General features: G+C 40.2%; 14 protein-coding genes. 7 read left to right on the top strand and 7 right to left on the bottom strand.

Features of this window, described 5'->3' with window-relative positions:
- Positions 1-86 precede the first annotated feature (86 nt).
- The gene (locus C0638_RS13925) at positions 87-1,433 is read right to left on the bottom strand and encodes a GH1 family beta-glucosidase (RefSeq protein ID WP_058712256.1); all 1,347 of its coding nucleotides are present in this window, start codon (positions 1,431-1,433) and stop codon (positions 87-89) included.
- A 364-nt stretch (positions 1,434-1,797) separates the two neighbouring features.
- On the opposite strand from C0638_RS13925, the gene C0638_RS13920 reads away from it, so the two are divergent.
- Positions 1,798-2,838 (top strand): LacI family DNA-binding transcriptional regulator, encoded by a 1,041-nt coding sequence (locus tag C0638_RS13920; RefSeq protein ID WP_102163567.1) that lies wholly within the window; start codon positions 1,798-1,800, stop codon positions 2,836-2,838.
- 87 nt (positions 2,839-2,925) lie between these two features.
- On the opposite strand, the gene glpK is transcribed toward C0638_RS13920, so the two are convergent.
- Both glpK and C0638_RS13910 read right to left on the bottom strand, forming a co-directional pair.
- Positions 2,926-4,419, bottom strand: coding sequence for a glycerol kinase GlpK (gene glpK, locus C0638_RS13915; protein WP_025678479.1), 1,494 nt, complete (start codon positions 4,417-4,419; stop codon positions 2,926-2,928).
- 31 nt (positions 4,420-4,450) lie between these two features.
- Positions 4,451-5,275, bottom strand: coding sequence for an MIP/aquaporin family protein (locus tag C0638_RS13910; RefSeq protein ID WP_058712317.1), 825 nt, complete (start codon positions 5,273-5,275; stop codon positions 4,451-4,453).
- Positions 5,276-5,592: 317 nt separating this feature from the next.
- Between C0638_RS13910 and C0638_RS13905 the strand changes: the two genes are divergently transcribed.
- The 4 genes from C0638_RS13905 to C0638_RS13890 all read left to right on the top strand — a co-directional run bounded on the left by C0638_RS13905 (position 5,593) and on the right by C0638_RS13890 (position 10,313).
- Positions 5,593-7,074, top strand: coding sequence for a PTS transporter subunit EIIC (locus C0638_RS13905; protein ID WP_058712316.1), 1,482 nt, complete (start codon positions 5,593-5,595; stop codon positions 7,072-7,074).
- Positions 7,075-7,272: 198 nt separating this feature from the next.
- Positions 7,273-8,556, top strand: coding sequence for an ABC transporter substrate-binding protein (locus C0638_RS13900; RefSeq protein ID WP_058712315.1), 1,284 nt, complete (start codon positions 7,273-7,275; stop codon positions 8,554-8,556).
- 32 nt (positions 8,557-8,588) lie between these two features.
- The gene (locus C0638_RS13895) at positions 8,589-9,464 is read left to right on the top strand and encodes a carbohydrate ABC transporter permease (RefSeq protein ID WP_013372705.1); all 876 of its coding nucleotides are present in this window, start codon (positions 8,589-8,591) and stop codon (positions 9,462-9,464) included.
- A gap of 21 nt (positions 9,465-9,485) precedes the next feature.
- Positions 9,486-10,313, top strand: coding sequence for a carbohydrate ABC transporter permease (locus C0638_RS13890; RefSeq protein ID WP_058712314.1), 828 nt, complete (start codon positions 9,486-9,488; stop codon positions 10,311-10,313).
- A gap of 467 nt (positions 10,314-10,780) precedes the next feature.
- Here the strand turns inward: C0638_RS13890 and C0638_RS13885 are convergent, their stop codons facing one another.
- From C0638_RS13885 to C0638_RS13870, 4 genes are all read right to left on the bottom strand, one after another.
- Entirely contained in the window at positions 10,781-12,313 is a 1,533-nt protein-coding gene (locus C0638_RS13885) for a radical SAM protein (RefSeq protein WP_102163564.1), read from the bottom strand.
- Positions 12,279-13,952 (bottom strand): ATP-binding cassette domain-containing protein, encoded by a 1,674-nt coding sequence (locus tag C0638_RS13880; RefSeq protein ID WP_025678486.1) that lies wholly within the window; start codon positions 13,950-13,952, stop codon positions 12,279-12,281. Before C0638_RS13880 ends, C0638_RS13885 begins: the two co-directional genes overlap by 35 nt.
- Before the next feature lie 245 nt (positions 13,953-14,197).
- The gene (locus C0638_RS13875) at positions 14,198-14,845 is read right to left on the bottom strand and encodes a hypothetical protein (protein WP_025678488.1); all 648 of its coding nucleotides are present in this window, start codon (positions 14,843-14,845) and stop codon (positions 14,198-14,200) included.
- A complete protein-coding gene (locus tag C0638_RS13870) occupies positions 14,839-16,167 on the bottom strand; it encodes a radical SAM/SPASM domain-containing protein (protein ID WP_013372712.1) in 1,329 nt (442 codons plus the stop codon). The genes C0638_RS13875 and C0638_RS13870 overlap by 7 nt, the downstream gene beginning before the upstream one ends.
- Before the next feature lie 669 nt (positions 16,168-16,836).
- On the opposite strand from C0638_RS13870, the gene C0638_RS13865 reads away from it, so the two are divergent.
- Positions 16,837-17,583, top strand: coding sequence for a LytR/AlgR family response regulator transcription factor (locus C0638_RS13865; protein WP_254207786.1), 747 nt, complete (start codon positions 16,837-16,839; stop codon positions 17,581-17,583).
- A gap of 398 nt (positions 17,584-17,981) precedes the next feature.
- On the top strand, positions 17,982-18,602 hold the full coding sequence (locus C0638_RS25700; RefSeq protein ID WP_233902204.1) for a sensor histidine kinase: 621 nt from the start codon (positions 17,982-17,984) through the stop codon (positions 18,600-18,602).
- The last annotated feature ends 120 nt before the right edge of the window (positions 18,603-18,722 follow it).

Below are 18,722 nucleotides of genomic sequence, written 5' to 3'. Positions count from 1 at the left end.
AAAATTAAAAAGCCGTTATGCTCTGTTTTACAGCATGACGGCCTACATAAATTGAAGCTATCGCTAACTTGCACCTGGTTTTCTGTTTAAAACCCGTTCTTCTCCATCATTTGCTTGAACCACAGCGCACTTTGTTTGGGGGTCCGTTCCTGCGTCTCATAATTGATATGTACAATACCAAAACGCTTGCTATATCCCCAGGCCCATTCAAAGTTATCAAAGAAAGACCAGACAAAATAGCCCTTGAGCTGACCTCCCTCCCGGATAAAGCGATGACACGCCTTTAAATGCTCTTCAATATAGCGCTGACGCCCGGTATCTTCAATCTGTCCATTCACCAGTTCATCCTTCATCGCTGCTCCATTTTCCGTAATCAGAATGGGTAAGCCCTTGCTAAAATCCTTCTCAATCCGCGTCAGCAGCTTATAAAAGGATTCAGGGTGAATCTCCCATCCCATGTCTGTTACTGGCTCCTCCATGTGAACCTGCTCTACTTGCAGCAATGAGGCGTCGTTAGTTGCTCGAATGATACTGCGGGTATAATAGTTAATGCCTACAAAATCTCCCGGCTGCTGAATCAGCTCCAGATCACCAGGCTGTACAAAATCCAATCCATTCAGATACGTTCCGTACCATTCCACCATATCTTCAGGATACTTTCCGTTAAACAATGGCTCAGCAAACCAACGATTAATAAAGCCATCCCTTCTGGCGGCAGCAGCTATGTCCTCGGGTCGCTCGGAAGCGGCATCCACATGTTCCATGTTTAGCGTAATGCCAATTTTACCTGTTAATCCTTTTTCCTTGTGCAAATTGATCGCAATCCCATGACACATCAAAATATGATGGGCGGCAGTAAAGGCTTCTTTCCAGTTCTCATGCCCAGGGGCATGCTCCCCTGTACCATATCCCAAAATAGAAGCGCAATAAGGCTCGTTTATCGTATTCCACCAGTTAATTCGCTGGCCAAATCGGTCCATGATTACAGAGGCATACGTTTTAAAATGTTGGATAATCTCTCGCTGCGTCCATCCACCTTCGTCCTCAATCCACTGCGGTAAATCCCAGTGATACAGAGTCAGCATTGGAATTAGCCCGGCCGACTCAAGCTCATCCAGCAGATGCTCATAGAAGAGCAGCCCTTGTTCGTTGACCACGCCGGGCGCGGGCATAATGCGCGGCCAAGCCACAGAAAAACGATAATGTAAAAAACCAAGCTGTTTCATTAATTGCACGTCTTCTTTAAAGCGGTGAAAATGGTCACAAGCCACATCTCCACAATCCCCTTCGATCACCTTCCCGGGAATTTGACAGAAAGTATCCCAAATGGAGGGCGTTCTACCGCCCTCTTTTGTGCCACCTTCAATTTGATAGGAAGAGGTTGAAGTTCCCCACATAAACGTATCAGGAAATACAAAGATATTCTCACTCATACTCGGTACCTTCCTTTCAGAAATAAAGACTTCACAGCTCCGGCCATTACACCGCCGACAATAAAGCGTTGGAGGAAAATATGCAAAATAACCAGCGGTAAATGCATTCACTTTTACGAAAGCGGTTTAGTTAATTACAGCTACTATTATGTATCGAATAACCTGTATTTGTAAATAGAGAATTATGAAATATCAAAAAAATATAATCACCGTTAAATTATCGTTGTTACTCCTTAAAATATTAGGATAAATCCTTTATTAACTCTGTTGACTCCCATCTATGAGGTAGCATAGAATACGAGTAATCATTGAATTTGAAATACAAAGTCAATTTAACTAAATCAGTTTAGTTGCGGAGGATTCCATGAATATAAAAACAATAGCTAGTATGGCAGGCGTTTCAGTAGCGACGGTTTCGAAAATCATAAACAATTACACAGATATCAGTGAGGAAACCCGGCAGCGAGTAGTTAAAATTATGGAGGAAACAGGCTATAGACCTTCCTCCTCGGCTAAAACACTTGCTACCAAAAAATCCAATCTGGTAGGCGTTATATTCGCTGGCAAGCTGAATGTCGATTTTAGTCATCCTTTTTTTGTGGACATCATTAATGTTTTCAAAAAGCAGATTGGCTTGCTCGGTTATGACCTGCTGTTTTTTTCAAATGAAAAATTTCTGGATAATGGAGAGGACTATTGGGCTCGCTCGAAATATTTCTCAGTGGACGGGTGCATTATTATTGCTGGGGACGAAGTGGAGAAAAGTGTTTTCGATCTCGACGCCAGTCCTATCCCCTGCATCGGTGTCGATATTGAGCTAACCGGAGCCAGTTCCTGCTACATTATGTCCGACAATCAAAAGATCTCAATGAAGGTTGTTGAGCACTTTTACATGAATGGATACCGCGAGATGGGTTTTATAGGCATTGAACGCCCCTCCTTGGTTATTAAAGAGAGAGAGGAAGCATTTATCGCTTCACTAAAGCGGTTTAGCCTTGATTTCAGACCTGAATGGATCGTGTATGGTAAGGACTATGCGGCAGAGGATGGATACCAGATCGCGAAGGCGTGGATACAGCAAGGAGATTTACCAAGAGCTGTTTTTGCGGCTACCGACCTGCTTGCCTTTGGTGCCATCCGTGCTTTTAAGGAAAGCGGCTTGAGGGTACCCGAGGATATTGCTGTAGTAGGCTGTGATGATATTGAAGCCTGTCGTTATACCGATCCTCCATTGACGACTGTAAAACAAGACAAGCAAAAAATAGGTCGTCTAGCCGCCATGGTGCTGTTTGACCTGATGAATAAACAAATGGATACGAAATGTATTAAAGTAGAGCCCGAACTAGTCATTCGTACCTCTTGCGGAGCCCGGCAAAATTGGAACCATACGAGGATCAAGGGATAGCATATACCTCAAAAAGGGTGACTCCTGTTGAAATTCAGAAGTCACCTTTTTACAGTTTAAATATATAGAGCCTCTTCGTTTAAGCTATTACTTATAGGCCATCGTTGCATTCACGGCCTTTTTCCAGCCTTCATACAGGCTGTCACGTGTTGCTTCATCCATCGTAGGGGTAAAGGAAGTTTCCACCCTCACTCGCTTACGAAGTTCATCTGTACTCTTCCAGTATCCAACCGCCAAGCCTGCCAGACATGCGGCACCCAGCGCTGTTGTCTCATGGATGACCGGCCGTTCCACCGTCGCATCCAGAATATCGCTCTGGAATTGCATCAGAAAATTGTTCAACACAGCTCCACCATCCACTCGCAACATCTTCACCGTAATACCTGAGTCAATCTCCATAGCTGTAAGCACATCCTTGGTCTGATAAGCGAGCGACTCCAAGGTGGCGCGGATAAAATGCTCTTTTGTGGTTCCCCGCGTCAGACCGAACATCGCTCCACGCACCTCGCTATCCCAGTAGGGGCTGCCTAGTCCGACAAAAGCGGGTACAAGATACACCCCTTCTGTAGAGGAAACACGGGCCGCATAAGGCTCACTGTCCTTCGCCTCACGGAACATGCGCAGCCCGTCTCGCAGCCACTGGATCGCCGAGCCCGCAACAAACACACTCCCCTCAAGTGCGTATTGCACTTTGCCTTCCTCCAGTCCCCAAGCGATGGTCGTGATCAGACCGTGCTTGGATTCAACAGGCTGATCCCCCGTATTCATCAGCATAAAGCAGCCTGTGCCGTAAGTGTTTTTGATCATTCCTTTTTCATAACAAGCCTGACCGAACAAGGCTGCCTGCTGGTCACCTGCTGCACCAGCGATCGGTACATTCTGACCAAAAAAATGATAATCCACGGTGTGCGCATATACCTCGGAAGAGGGCCTTACCTCAGGCAGCATGATTTTTGGAACACCCAGAATGTCCAGCAGCTCTTCATCCCACTTGAGCTCATAAATATTGTACATCAGCGTTCTGGCCGCATTGGAGTAGTCTGTTACATGAGCCTTTCCACCGGATAGTTTCCAGATTAGCCACGAGTCAATCGTACCGAAGAACAAGTCGCCTCGTTCCGCCTTTTCCCGCGCACCTTCTACATGATCCAGTATCCACTTTACTTTAGTGCCTGAAAAATACGGGTCGATCAATAACCCTGTTTTGCTGTGAAACAACTCCTCATGCCCTTGCCGCTTCAATTCTTCGCAAATATCCGAGGTTTGGCGTGATTGCCATACGAGTACGTTATACACGGGTAATCCTGTATTTTTGTCCCACACGACCACCGATTCACGCTGATTGGTAATGCCTATGGCAGCAATTTGGTTAGCTTTTACACCCGATTCGGAAAGACAGGAGGCAATAACGCCCAGAATAGAGCTCCAGATTTCATTCGCATTCTGCTCTACCCAGCCAGGGTGAGGAAAATATTGTGGAAATTCCCGCTGGGCTGAGTACACCACATCTCCTTCGCTATTGAACAAAATCGCTCTTGAACTTGTCGTTCCCTGGTCTAGTGACAAAATATATTTTCCCATGTTCATCTCTCCCCGTGTAAATCCATCGTTTTTACGCTGTTAGCTTATGATTCATTTTATGATTTTTATAAGTACGACTGATACGGAAGGTAATCAAAAGTACCACCGCGATGACCCCTAATAAAATCCAGAAAGCCGAAGTTACACTTCCCTTAAAAATGGCCTGATAAAATGGCCCTGCGAAAGATCCCCCCAATAGCGGTCCTACAATGGGCACCCATGCGTATCCCCAGTTGGATGCTCCCTTCCCGGGAATCGGTAGCACATAATGCATCAGACGCGGTCCAAAATCCCTCACTGGATTGATGGCATAACCCGTTGTACCTCCAAGGGATAAACCGATACTGACAACCAAAAAACCAACAATCAGCGGTTTCAGACCGTCTGTAAATGAATTGGCACCAAACGACAGTAAGGCAAGGACAAAGATAAAAGTACCTATCATTTCACTAAGCACGTTGGCAAACGGATGATCAATAGCTGGTCCTGTCGCAAATACACTGAGTTTGGTTGCTGCGTCCTCCGTCTCTTTCCAGTGGGGCCAATAATGCAAAATGACGATCACTGCACCCGCCATGGCCCCAAAAAGCTGGGCCACAATATAGCCGGGAACATCCTGCCATGGAAAACTACCCTGAAATGCCAACGCGAGTGTAACTGCCGGATTCAAATGCGCTCCGCTGATTTGACCCACCGCATACACCGCAATAGCTACCGCGAGCCCCCACCCCATTCCGATCACAATCCAGCCGGAAGCGTGAGCAAATGACTTTTTCAGGGACACCCCTGCGCACACTCCGCCACCTAGGGCAATAAGAATCATTGTCCCTATGAATTCGGCTGCGTATGGCGACATACAACCAACCTCCTCAATAGATCCTCCGATTTTGATCGTTTTCATCGCGCAAAAAAAGAAAAGCCATCACAAACCAACCCTGTGCTGTACCATGGGATGTCTGCGTGGCTCTCTCGTCTCCGTCACGATTATTAACTTAAATTTGATATTATATAAGCATGTAAGCGATGTCAACTACGGATTTACGTCTTTTTGTATTCTAAAATAATCGTTGACCATGTTAGATTGCGCGATTTATGATGTAAAAAAATGGCTGGACGTAAGGATTTCAGGATGAATACGACACTCCCAAACTTGATGAAGAAGGGAAGAATGTTATGCTGAAATTTCTACAAAAAATCGGCAAGTCGTTAATGCTTCCAGTAGCTACTTTACCCGCCGCAGGGATCTTGCAAGGGCTAGCTCTCATTAATTATGAAACGGACATTCCGCTTGGTCCTGGAGTCGGTGGATTTCTGAATCATTATGTCACTCCTTTTCTGAACGAAGGAGCGGGTGCCATCTTCGGCAACCTGGCGCTCATTTTCTCCATCGGTGTTGCCATTGGCCTGGCAGGCGACGCGGTAGCCGCACTTTCGGCAGTCATTGCCTACTTGGTGCTGACCCGTATTTTGGCGGCCGTACCGGGTATATTTGCGTATATTCCAGACGACGTCAAGCTGGACATGGGCGTATTGGGTGGTATTTTTATCGGCGGATGGTCTGCTTACCTGTTTAAAAAATATCACAATATTCAGCTTCCAGATTGGCTTGGCTTTTTTTCGGGCAAACGTTTTGTCCCCATGATTACCGCCTTCACGACCATGATTCTAGCCATTCTGCTCGGCATGATCTGGAGTCCGATACAAGATGGAATTGCAGCCTTCGGCAACTGGATTGTCGGCTTTGGCGGAATCGGCTCAATGGTGTTCATGATTGCCAATCGGCTGCTGATCCCGCTCGGTTTGCATCATGTGTTGAACTCGATCGCATGGTTTCAAATTGGTGACTATACCAATGCTGCAGGTGAAGTTGTTCATGGTGATCTGACGCGTTTTTTTGCAGGTGATACATCGGCAGGTATGTTCATGTCCGGCTTCTTCCCCATTATGATGTTCGCTCTGCCGGCGGCGGCTCTCGCATTCATCCATACGGCCAAACCGGAAAAACGTAAAGCTGTCGCTTCCATCTTTATTGGTTCTGCGCTAGCGTCGTTCCTGACCGGAATTACTGAGCCCCTCGAATTTTCGTTTATGTTCATTGCACCATTGCTTTACGGCGTTCATGCTCTGCTGACAGGGCTGAGCGGTCTGGTCGTATACCTATTGGATGTCAAACTTGGCTTTTCTTTTTCAGCAGGTCTCATTGACTATCTGGTCAATATGAAGCTCTCCACTCACCCTTTGCGAATGATCCCGATCGGGCTTGTCTTCGCCTTCGTGTATTATTTTCTATTCCGCTTCATCATTCTCAAATTCAACCTAAAGACTCCCGGACGTGAAGACGATGTAGATGACAATCTCTTATCTGAGGCTAACGAATCCATACCCCACGGAAAGGCAAGCACCCTATGCGACACTCAGTCCAGTCATGCAGACAAGGTCCTAACCTATCTCGGCGGTTCAGACAACATCCAAAGCATTGATGCCTGTATCACACGGCTACGCCTTGTCGTCAAAGACGACAAAATGGTTAACGATCAAGCTCTTAAGCAGCTCGGAGCGTCAGGAATTATCAGGCTTGGGAACGGTACCCTGCAGGTTATTTTCGGTACTCGGTCCGAAACTCTGAAAGATGAGATACAACGATTGATGTCATGAAGCTAATCCCCTGACTTAAACACGTGCGATCTTCCTATAACAGACGCACGTGCTTTTTTTTATGGATAAACGTTTCAAATTTTTTGTTTTTGGTTAAGGCAATGCACATAAATGGGTAACAGCTTCATATGATGGAGCTAAACCATTTTACAACTTGTTCAGTAGGCAGATTATTCAGACAGCAAGGAGGGAAATGACGTGAAGACAGTACAATGGCTGATATTATGTCTTGCTTTTCTCACTATGATTAGTGGTTGTAGTGGGTCCCTGTCCTCTAAAGGCCAATCATCTGAAACTAATTTGTCAAACGGAAAAAAGATAACGCTTACATTATGGTATTGGAATCGTTCTATTGATGATGAATTGCTCGCCCAGGCGGAAAAACAGTTCCCCGACATTGAATTAAAAACTCAAAAAATAGGCGGTGACTTTAAAGCCAAACTGAAGACAACGCTCGCAGCTCGTTCCGATGAACCAGACATCGTAGCTCTGAACGACTGGATGGTGGAGCTGTTCCCCAGTGCAGATCGTTTTTATGATTTAAGGGAACTCGGAGCAGATCGCCTGAAGGATCAATATTTGGAATGGAAATGGAATCAGGGGATCACTCCTGATGGTAAAATGATTGCATTTCCTATGGATACTGGACCCACCGCCCTCTTCTATCGTAGCGACCTGTTTGAACAGGCGGGCTTACCTAGTGATCCTGAACAGGTCAGTTCCTCTATCCGTACATGGGATGATTACATGGCAGCCGGAGAACAACTTCGTCAGAAATTCGGAAGTCGTTCGTTTTTGGCTGACAATATTGTAAACGTTTACAATCAAGTGCTTGCTCAGCATACGAACCTATACTTCAAGCCGGACGGAAGTTATGTCGGCAATCAATCTCCTGACATCCGCCTAGGCTGGAAAACCGCTGTGGATTTCCATAGGAAGCATCTGCTCGCCAATGCGGATGGCTGGACTCCCGAATGGAACGCTTCGGTCAATAACGGTAAAATCGCCTCGTTCGTAGGGGCAATCTGGATGAAGCAAGTTCTCACAGAGGCTGCACCGGATACAACAGGCAAATGGAGAGTCGCTCGGGCTCCTGGAGGAGACGGCAATCTGGGAGGTTCTTTCATCTCTATCCTCAAATCCAGCCAACACCCCAAAGAAGCCTTTGAAGTCCTGACCTGGCTGCAAAACCCGGAACACCAACTGGAAGCCTACCACAAAATCGGGCTGTTCCCATCCACTCCCGGCGTCTATGACGATCCAGTCATGGAGACACCCGAGCCTTTCTTTGGTGGTCAGGCCACTGGTCTCATTTTTGCCGCCTCCGCACGTCATGTGAAAAGCAGCTATTTCGGCGAGCGCTATCCTGTCATCCATGGCATAGTGACCCGCCGTCTTTCCAATGTGGCCAAACAAGATGCCGATCCCGACGCATTATGGTCGGAAACGATGCAACGAATTGAACGGGAATTACAGCGGTAAAAAACAAAATCCAAAAAAGGCGTGTGGACAATATGCTGAGAGAAATCTGGAAGCACCGGGCCGTATATGCTGCGATCTCGCCATTTTATCTGCTGTTTGCCATCTTTGGCTTGTTTCCGATTGGCTTTTCATTGTACCTGGCGTTTCACAAATGGGACGGGATCGGAGACATGACCTATAACGGTTGGGGTAACTTTCGTTACCTTGTGACAGACACCGAATTTTGGCAGGCTGTAGGCAATACGTTTGTGATCTGGGTGTATGCCACGATTCCAATGCTACTTCTAGCCCTTATTGTTGCCTTTCTGCTTTATGCCCCTTTTGTGAAATTGCGCACCTTATGGCGAGTTGGATTCTTCCTGCCCAATGTGACGTCTATTGTTGCTGTTGCCATCATCTTCGGCGCCTTATTTGCCAACAATTTTGGATTTCTCAACTATCTTCTGCAGCTTTTGGGGCTACCTATGATCCAATGGCTCAATGTGCCGTGGGGTATCCAAATCGCCATTTCTTCCATGGTCGTCTGGAGATGGATGGGTTACAACGCCATCATCTATCTGGCTGGACTCCAGAGTATTCCGCATGTGCTGTATGAGGCCGCCAAAATAGACGGCGCAACCGGAGCACAGGCTTTTTTCCGCATCACCATTCCCATGCTGCGCCCAGTTATTTTATTTACAGTCATTACGTCCACCATCGGCGGTATGCAGCTCTTCACTGAGCCACAGGTTCTGGTCGGTAATGACGGCGGTTCCGGGGCAAGTGGCATGACCATCGTTTTATACCTGTACCGCGAGTCGTTCATCAACAACTATTTTGGATATGGTGCTGCCGTCGGATGGGGCATGTTTCTCATCATTGCTGTATTCTCCATCATCAATTGGAAACTCGTTCAAGGTAAAAAATAACGATGGAAGGAGCGTCACAACATGATGCAGACACGTGCAAAATCCATTGTTCTATATGCCGGGCTGTTGGTAGGTATCATCCTGTCGATGTTTCCATTTTACTGGCTGATCGTCATGGCGACCCGTACAACCTCAGACATCTATCGTTTTCCGCCACAATTGTGGTTCGGCAGCCACTTCCTGGATAACATAACGAGAGTATTGCAGCAGATTGATTTTGCCGGAGCTTTTTTTAATACCCTTTTTGTAGCCAGTTCTGTTACCCTATTGGTGCTGTTTTTTGATTCACTGGCCGGTTTTGCATTCGCCAAGTTTGATTTTCCGGGCAAAAAGATGCTATTCGTCATACTGCTAGCTACAATGATGGTCCCTTCACAACTTTCGCTCGTCCCCTCCTTTGTCATGATGGCTTCCTTTGGATGGGTAGGTACGTTCAAAGCGCTCATCATCCCAGGTATGGTAAATGCTTTCGGCATTTTCTGGATCCGCCAGTATGCAGAAGAATCCATTCCCAAAGAGCTGCTGGATGCGGGGCGTATGGACGGGTGCAGCTTTTTTCGGCTGTACTGGAATGTAGCACTACCGATTTTAAGACCTGCGTTCGCTTTTCTCGGCGCATTTACCTTTATAGGAGCTTGGAATGATTACTTATGGCCGTTAATCGTTTTAACGGATGAGCGCAAATTTACGCTCCAGATTGCATTGTCCCAGTTGAACGGGATTTACAATACGGACTATGCGATGGTCATTGCTGGCACCCTGCTGGCTGTACTCCCTCTTATTATTTTGTTTCTTTTTATCAGCCGCCAGTTTATTTCCGATCTTGCCGCTGGAGCGATCAAAGATTAGCTTCACTTGATTCCCATCTGGAAATACTGCCCTAAATGGAACACTGCAAATGAGTTACTTCGAAGACTGAGCTTCGCATACGATTGAATATGCACCGTCTGCCTGTGATCCATATTCCCCTGCAAACTTGTTTCCATATTTTTGTAATGATTAATAAAAAATCGCTTCCACTCATCTAACTGAGTAGAAGCGATTTTTTCAAAATTGATATTCTACAAACGTTGATCCTTTAATAGATCAACTCAAAGCCATATCATAGTTTGCACTACTATTCATTTGTCTATCAGGGCGACATTTACATGCACAATTCGAGCCATGTCCAAAATCATGAAGTATGTTATTACTACCGGAAGAACATATGCAAGATAAAGGAACAATTCCAAGACTATTTGCCATTAAAGGCTTCTTTCCAAATGGATTTACAATTCTCACTTATAATCCTCCTTCAACTCTACTTTGTTTATAGATTACACCAAAGTAATATGATTTAATGCTTCTAATAAATGTGGTTTGTTTTCCAAGATAGTATGATAGCTTATCAATGCATGTTCTAGCATATCTAAAGAACGCCTACAAGCCATTCTCTTTTTTTCAATATTAAATTTGTCACTATCGTAACATTCGACGTAACATACCGAACATAGACGTATAGCCCAACATTCAGAACATTGTGGTAAGCTTTCCTTACAATAGTCCTCTATATAAAGATCAATTAACACAGTTTCATCTAAACCACTGTAAACATTCCCAACTGAAGGTGATTTTCCTATGCGTTCGCATAAATGAAAATCTCCATTTGCCGTTACATAGATTCTTCTTGTCGCAGGTGAACAGCAGCCATTTAAATTATAATTCGGGTAAGGAGTTTCAGTTAAAATCCTATCATGTATTATTGAGAATTGTTTGTGTAAAAAATCGATTGTGAATGGGTTACTTTGTGATGTATAAGTATTATTTAACATCAGATCAGTTGTCCAGTTCCCTACAGGGTTATCATAACAATGTATAGGGTTTTCTTTAGTAATCGTTTTCTCTATGTCAGACGAGTGTCTCACATAAGAAATATTTTTAGTAATATCCTTAGGTACCCACGAAAGAGAATTAAAGAAATTTTGAATTTTTTTCATTACCGCATCATTAGTTGGTCTGGGTGTTACCATGCTTAGCGATATAAGGGAATTACTTTTTTCTCCATAAGCATTAATTAGATATTTAAGACCATGAATTGCCTTGTCGTAAGTGCCCGCGCCATTTTTAAATACCCTTCTACAATCATGTATTTCCTTTGGACCATCAATACTACATACAACTCCAAAGTTAGGGATTGTAGATAGATATTCTGCGATTTCAGCAGTCATTAAGGTTAAATTTGTTGTCATTGAAAAAGTTAGATCTTTACCAGCGCCATTTTCCAGAGCATAGGCTACACAATGCTTTAATAATTTAAATTCTATTAATGGCTCCCCACCATAAAAAGTTACCGCGACTTTTTTACCTGAGTTTTTTAAAGTATAATCAATTGCTAACTCTGCTACTTGCCAGGACATGTGTCTACGTCCAAACTCTCTGAAGTCTATGTTTCCTGAATGATATATGCAATAGTGACATGCCATATTACATTGTTCGGTCAACTCCAGTGTAACCTGTTCTAGATGGCTTTTTGCATTTTTTAAAACCTCATCTTCTGATAGTGCAAAGGATAAAAGAGGAGGAGCTTGGAATAAATGCTGCTCATGCGCAACATGTATTAAGTCAATTAGAATAGTCAATGTATCATCATTAACTTTAATAGGATTTATTACCTTCGCTATATCTCCGTACAATTGTAAGTTATTTAGAAATGTATACTCTATTTCATTACATTCCATTACTTTGCCTGTGCCCACATCATATAAATAGGATTTATTCTTTGTCTGAAATAACTTAAATAGTCGAGAATAATTCCCATACTGTTTTTCGATGTTTCTAAAGAACTCCATAACTGTGGAATCCAATATCATCACGTTCCTTTTGGATTTCGATATTCAGGATATGGTCACATGCTGCTAATAGTCTCTGGTCATGTGATACCACGATTGTTATCTTTCTTGACTTTTGCTTAGTCAATATTTCTACAAGTCCACTTACACTCTTTGAATCTAGGGCTGATGTTGGCTCATCAAGAATCGTTAAGAATGAATCTTTACTTAATGCACGAATCAAAGATAATTTTTGCTTTTCACCACCAGAAAAGTTGCTCCCATTTTCATTTATTAATATATTTTCAAGGTTAGATTTTGTTATCATCCCTTCAAGACCAAAGGCATTTATAAGCTCATTTTGGTTACTAGCAGTCTCTTTCGAAAAATTAATTCCAAATTTTAAATATTCCTCTATTGGTAGATTTAAAAACTCCGGATTCTGTTCTACATAAGAAATTTTAAAACGCCTCATATTAAGCATATCCAAATCTTTTATGGAGCAATTATTAAAAGCTATCTCTCCTGTGTAAAGATCACTATATAGACCTATCATAGTATTAAGTAATGTTGTTTTGCCTGAACCATTATGGCCACATATCCCGTAAATTTCACCCTTAGAAAAATCATATGAAAAGTCTCTAAATACGCTTTCACCAGAATATTTAACACCTAATTTTTTAATACTTATTTTCTCTAATTCTACAAGTGTTGCACTACCATAAATATCATTTTCAGATTTCATAATGTCATTTAACCGTTCTATCGATACTTTCGTCTCTTGGTATGAGCTTGCTAAACTTAATAAATATGAGGTTGACGAGATGATCATTGAAAGGTAGGTGTTAATTATAGTGAACTGCCCTACACTCATTTGGCCAATTACAACTTTATGACCTCCAATTCCAATTACAAATATATAGCAGATGATCAATATAAATTGATTTAGATTTGAGAAAATATAATTAGTTTTCACTTGTGAAGTCGCAACTCTAAATAATGAATTAAATGCTTTATTTAACCGCTCATTCATTTCATTAAAGAGTACATTCTTCTTTATAAAAACCAATTTGTTAATTTGTTCGACTTTTTTAGAGTAGTATTCATTTGCTTCTTTTTTGTATTTCAAATTTGCTTTATACAATTTTTTTCTAAAAACCACATATGTAAATATATAAAATGGAATAAGCGAGAAAATTATAACGCATAGTAGTACATCAGCTTTTAAAACAATAATACCGCTGACAATTATTGTTATTACTTGCAATACTAAGTTAGAAATATTATTTGAAAAAAAGTCAACTACTGTGGATGAATCATTATTAATTTGGTCAACTAAGTATGCATTATCCTTATCTTTGAAGACCGACAGTTTGGTTTTAAATATCTTTTGATAGATATCATTGCAGATTTCGTATAATAATAAATTATTCAATTTGGTAGAGAAAAGAGCAGTTAAATATTGTATGAGAATGTTTGCTATATTTATAATCCCCAGTAACAGTACAAAATATAAAATGATACTTATATTACTTTTTGATACTAAATAATCAATATATATGCCTGTGATGTAAGGCACAATAATTCCTATAATCCACAATACTGAAGTAACTGCAATGTAAAAAAATACATACTTGCGCGTTTTTGAAAGGTATTTTTTCAAGTATTCTAGGACTATCATATTCATCACCTATATTTCATATTAGGTAAATCTTAGCGAGATGCTGAAACAGCATCTCGCTAAGTAATGTTACTTCTCTTAAGCTACATCTTGTAGGAACAAGAAAGAGTACAGCCACTTGAACCGTGGAAAGGACAATGTGCACTTACTTGTACAGCACTTTTTACCAATACGTCCATGGTTTTTCCCTCCTTAAATTTTAATTTATATAAATAACATACAGTTGAAAAACTATATGCTACTTATCACTTTTGAGCTGCAATAGAAAATGCACTGTTTTCAAGCGTGATATTTATTTTTGCTTTACCTGCCCCATTTATATAGTTATATGTTAAGTTTGGTCTAAACAATGGCCATCCCGCAGGAACACTTAATGCACTTGCAGTCGTCTTAACTGTAACCGTGTAATCGGAAGCTCCTTTACTAAAAGTTAAGGAACCTGAACCTTTTGTATTGTCATAATTAATGGCTTTTGAGTATCCTACAGGCACACGAACTGACATTGAGGAACCATCTACACCTGTGATATCAAGATTAGTATTTAGCTCTGGAAGTGAAACTCCAGCCTTTGTACTTTCCACCGTTATTTTTTCATAACTTTTTTCAGGAATTAAAATATTAACTCTGTCGGAAATGCCGTTAACTGAGCCTTTCCCCTTTACTGTGATGTAAATTGTAGATCCACTTAATGTAGAAGTGACAGTATACAAGGATTTGTTATACTCATAACTAAAATCACTTGCTGAAGTTTTTGTAACGGTGACATTACAATTTATAGCCGTTAGATTGATATTCTTAACATCATTTGAAGCTGCATTACTTGAAGAACCTAATGGCATCCCCATAAGTAAGAAACCACATAAAACAATACACATTTTTTTTAGCATTAACATGATTCAGAAACCTCCTTCTTATTTTCCGTTAATTGTCCAGCCAGTAATACTTTCGTGCACTCGGTAATATACTCCTGCAAATTATAACGATATTGCTCACATATGTTAAAGTCTGCCATTCTATTGTGAGGGCATCCTCCTAAACACACAGGTAAGTACTTACAGTCTGAACATTTTTCATCTTCAGTAGGATCATATAATAAATAACAACCAAGAAGCTCAGTATTCCATTTCACTGATGTATCTTCATTTATAATTCCAACACACTGCTCAATAATTCCAATATCGCTCCAACATTTATATAAATGACCAAGAGGATCAATAACGAAACTATTATACTTGTCCGCAGAACAATAATTACCTTTAGGTGCAGGATAAATATAACTAATTGGGATATCATTTTCCGACATAAATTTTAAATTAAATTTTGAATACATCTCGTCTGTCAAGCACTTAGTTCCCTCATACTTTCCATTCGTCGGCGTAACTAATCCTAGATAAGGTATTACATTTTCCAATAAAGAATTTTCCTTTAAGAATCCTACGATTTCATGTAAATTCAACCAGTTGTCTTGGTCAGTATTTATTCTCATAAATATCTTAATCATCCCTTTAATTTGCTTGAGGTTATTCATTATGACATCAAATGTCCCTCTTCCACTTACTAAAGGGCGTCTAAGATCATGTACTTCTTTAGGACCGTCAACAGTGACTTGAATATCATTTACTCCACATGAGATTAACGTTTGAACTTTTTCTTTATTTAAAAGATAGCCGTTTGTAATGACACTGGCCGTATATTGTATATTGTTTTCTTTACATATTTCCAAAAAATCTTCCGATATCCTAACTATCTGCTTCATTGCAATCAAGGGCTCACCGCCATACCATGTAACATTAAGAGTGTCAAGTTTACTAGCATTTGTTTTAACAAAATTGACTATACTTTGAGCTGTTTCTTCACTCATAGTTTTGTTATGATATTGGTCTTTCTCAAAACAGTATACACATCGAAAATTGCAGGCCATTGTAGGGGCAATTGTTAGCATTAAATTAGAAGATTCAAACCGATTTTTTAAGAGGTTTACCTTTACATATGCTTTTTCATTCATATTATCTTCTACGATATAGCCACATTCGATAAGATTTTTAAGATAAGTATCATTATTTATTGCCAATCCATTGTTTGTAAGTTCGCAAAACTGTTTATAGTACTCCGGTTCAAGAACTGCCAATGCACCTGTTCGAGAATTATAAAGTACCGTTTTATCGGTATTTTCAATAATGTCATTAAAAATAAAGTTATATTGCGAAGCTTTCATTTTAGCCCTCCTTAGAATGGATACGGTCCCTATGTAATTATGAATCGATTATTAATTAGTGACAAAATTCACATAAGTTTTAAAAATAAGATGTACGCTCATTTTGAGTTGCAAATTTCATTCTTGCAGTGCACCCTAGATAGCTTTTACTTCTCGGCTTTTAATGTAGCATAAGGCAAAAAGAAAAAATAAGCTTGTATCCTGAAATGCAAAAAAATCCATCTCAACGACCAAACATGTCAGCTTCATGTGAGATTAATATTTTTGTTGCCTATATTTCTTTAATGGCAAAGTACGTTACTTGTTAATTCTTTGTTTATATGTCCAAAGAAAATAAAGGATTAGACTGCTTGAGACAGCAGCAAAGATTAAAAGCACTAGGAGCGTGCAGCTGCTTGTTCCTGCCGTTGTCGTAACGCGAACTTAACCAGTAGAGCTTTAGCTGAATACTTTTATATAGGCTGAAAATAAGGTTTCTAAGCAATAAAAAAGAACGTATCCATTCCCTCGCCTGGGCTACGTCCTCTCCACAGTATAAGTATGCATTTAAACTTTTACCAACAAAAATTCCATAACCTGATGGTAATTGTTTTCATATGTAAAACATCACTTCGAATAGACTTTTTTTACAATATACTGGATTTATATAACATATTTGAGGTGGTCTATTTGTTTCAAGTTGCTGTTTGTGACGATGATCCCGCAATGCATAAAATTTTACAACACTTTTTCATGTGTATGTCAGTAAGTGAATCCTTAGATTTTAATCTACAATTCTTTTTATCGGGGGAAGATCTAATCAAATCTTATAGTTCACAAGAGCGATACTCCTTTCATATTATCTTGTTAGATATTGAAATGAGGGAATTATCGGGAATTGAAACTGCAAAACTTATTCGCCTTTTTCCTGACCGAGAAGTTCAAATCATATTTCTAACTAACTATCCAGAATACATGCTAGAAAGTTTTGAAGTACAAGCATTTCAATATTTACTTAAACCCCTTACTTATAAACTCTTTGTAGAAAAGATAAATAAACTATGTCATTATATGCGTTCTTCAGTATCCCACTTTCTATCTGTGAAAAATAAAACTGAGCATCTTGTATTGAGACACTCTGAAATCATAGCCATCTCAAAAGGTGAAAACAATTACATCCATAATGAACTTTGTATTGCAACGGATTCACACAACTATTTTATTTCCGGAACGTTGAAAGCGGTTTATGAACAATTAAAATATCCGTTTGTGTTTATACATAGGTCAATAATCGTGAATTTAGTTCATATACGTAAGTTTTCAACTACTTCTGTTATTATGTCAAACCAACAAGAATTTCCTGTAGGTCGTTCTCACGCTAAATCGCTTCGTGAGGCGTATGCTCGTTTTATAATTTCTCGTTTTCAGGAAGGGTGAGTTTTTTGAATCATTGCGTTTACATTAATGTCACCTCGTTTTCTAATTACTCTTTATTTTTGTTTAGCACAACAAAGCAAAGTGATTTTTCCAATCCAATAGTTAACCTTTTTTTACTTTTCGCCTCTTTATACTTCATACTTATTATAGTACTATTCGTTCATTATTTAAAAAAAGGGAGAAAATACAAGATAGGGATTATGTATTATTTTGTAATATTAATAGGAACATCGTTTAACTTATTCATACATTATAGTTTATTTTCTTTAATGAAATATAATTCATTCCTTATAATGTCAATAATATGTATTATTGGAATGAACGTAATTATTGTCTTTCTAATGGACAAGCTGATAGAAAAGTCAAACCTCTCACGCTTTTTTCAAAAGCAAATGCTGATGCAAGAAAAACATTATAAAGAAACAACTCGATCTCTTAGTGATATCAAACGAAGTATTCATGATTTCAAAAAACAGTTAATATTTGTCCGTGCTTGTCTACAAGAACAGAGGACGGAAGAGGGTGTTAATCACATTAACCAAACTCTAGAAAATATAGAATCACCACGACTTCATATAACAACAGGACATCTTGTTATTGATGCCTTGGTAAATCACACTTTCAGCATCGCTGATAAAAGTGGGATAGCTTTCTTTCATCAAATCCATATTAACCCTGCAAACATTAGTATTGGAAGTCATGATCTATGTATTGTCTTAGGTAATGTTTTCGATAATGCTATTGAAGCTGTAAGGCAGCTTCCTAGAAAGAAAGAGCATTCAATTCATTTGGAAATTTTAACCGATAATTCTGCCCTATGGATTTATGTTCGCAATTCAAAAAGTAATTGTCTCAATACAGCATTCTCAACCAAAACATACAATTCCCCTTCAAAAAAACATGGGTATGGATTACTTAACATCCATCAAGTAATAAAGAAGTACGGTGGTTATTTAAATACAACAATTACGGATTCAAATTTTCAAATTACGATTATGATTCCATGTAATAACCCTTAGATTTGTAAACATTATGAATTAATGGCTATTCAGAATAAATAAAATGTCGGTAAATACCAGTCTTATAACAATTAAAAGGGAGTGTCCTCAAGCCTGTGATGGCTGAGAGCACTCCCTTTT

This window comes from Paenibacillus sp. lzh-N1 (assembly GCF_002872435.1).
In the GTDB taxonomy this organism is placed as follows: Bacteria; Bacillota; Bacilli; order Paenibacillales; family Paenibacillaceae; genus Paenibacillus; species Paenibacillus polymyxa_C.
The sequence above is the reverse complement of the archived record's forward strand: the minus strand, read 5'-3'. Positions and strand labels throughout refer to the sequence as shown.

What these genes read in the sequence shown, in the direction of transcription:
- C0638_RS13895 (WP_013372705.1), top strand. Translation starts at nt 8,589, where the DNA reads ATGCTGAGAGAAATCTGGAAGCACCGGGCCGTATATGCTGCGATCTCG.
- C0638_RS13920 (WP_102163567.1), top strand. Translation starts at nt 1,798, where the DNA reads ATGAATATAAAAACAATAGCTAGTATGGCAGGCGTTTCAGTAGCGACG.
- C0638_RS13870 (WP_013372712.1), bottom strand. Translation starts at nt 16,167, where the DNA reads ATGAAAGCTTCGCAATATAACTTTATTTTTAATGACATTATTGAAAAT.
- C0638_RS13910 (WP_058712317.1), bottom strand. Translation starts at nt 5,275, where the DNA reads ATGTCGCCATACGCAGCCGAATTCATAGGGACAATGATTCTTATTGCC.
- C0638_RS13875 (WP_025678488.1), bottom strand. Translation starts at nt 14,845, where the DNA reads ATGTTAATGCTAAAAAAAATGTGTATTGTTTTATGTGGTTTCTTACTT.
- C0638_RS13890 (WP_058712314.1), top strand. Translation starts at nt 9,486, where the DNA reads ATGATGCAGACACGTGCAAAATCCATTGTTCTATATGCCGGGCTGTTG.
- C0638_RS13880 (WP_025678486.1), bottom strand. Translation starts at nt 13,952, where the DNA reads ATGATAGTCCTAGAATACTTGAAAAAATACCTTTCAAAAACGCGCAAG.
- C0638_RS13925 (WP_058712256.1), bottom strand. Translation starts at nt 1,433, where the DNA reads ATGAGTGAGAATATCTTTGTATTTCCTGATACGTTTATGTGGGGAACT.
- glpK (WP_025678479.1), bottom strand. Translation starts at nt 4,419, where the DNA reads ATGGGAAAATATATTTTGTCACTAGACCAGGGAACGACAAGTTCAAGA.
- C0638_RS25700 (WP_233902204.1), top strand. Translation starts at nt 17,982, where the DNA reads ATGCAAGAAAAACATTATAAAGAAACAACTCGATCTCTTAGTGATATC.
- C0638_RS13885 (WP_102163564.1), bottom strand. Translation starts at nt 12,313, where the DNA reads ATGATATTGGATTCCACAGTTATGGAGTTCTTTAGAAACATCGAAAAA.
- C0638_RS13905 (WP_058712316.1), top strand. Translation starts at nt 5,593, where the DNA reads ATGCTGAAATTTCTACAAAAAATCGGCAAGTCGTTAATGCTTCCAGTA.